The sequence below is a fragment of the Alicyclobacillus sp. CIJ1 genome (assembly GCF_057538885.1).
The window spans coordinates 1-600 of the sequence record NZ_BAAJPH010000056.1; the positions used below are offsets into that span (position 1 = coordinate 1).

Annotated in this window: 1 protein-coding gene; it reads right to left on the reverse strand. The window is 61.5% G+C overall.

Annotated features, from left to right (window positions below):
• A partial coding sequence (locus tag AC27E8_RS00485; protein WP_487111312.1) for a DEAD/DEAH box helicase occupies window positions 1-526 on the reverse strand: 526 nt, incomplete at its 3' end.
• Between the last annotated feature and the right edge of the window lie 74 nt (window positions 527-600).

A 600-nucleotide genomic window follows, 5' to 3' on the forward strand; every position in this document is an offset into this window, starting at 1 on the left:
GATAGGGAGTCGCCGTGAGCCCCAGATGCACGTGGCCCTCGGGAACCACGGCGCCGAGGAACCCGAGCGCGTGGTAGATGCGCATGTACGTCCTTGCCACCGCGTGGTGGCACTCGTCCGTGATCACGGTTGGTGTCGTCTCATGCACGTCCATCCAACGCTCGAGACGATCCGGCTGCGAGATCGTTTGGACACTTGCCACCGCGAAGTCCGCCTCGACGTCGTCGTCCGGGCCTTGGATCCGACCGACCTTCACCTCGCGCCCCTTGGGAGCCAAGGCGTCAAACACCACCGAGAACTTCTCCAGCGTCTGATCAAGCAACTCGTCGCGGTGGGCCAAGAACAAGACCGGCCCGCGCTCCAGCCGCTCGACGGCGAATTGCGACGACATCACGGTCTTCCCTGCGCCCGTCGCGGCCACGAGGATGGGCCGCGGCTTTGGGTATCGTCGAATGGCCTCGACGGCTTCGAGTTGGTAGTTTCGGAGTTTGAGTTCGTTTTGGTGTTTGGCGGTAATGGTTCTCAATCTCCATCACCCCGTGAATCGACACATTTCAACTTTGCTGTTCAACGCGCGTAGCCTCGCACTGTCATCTGGAA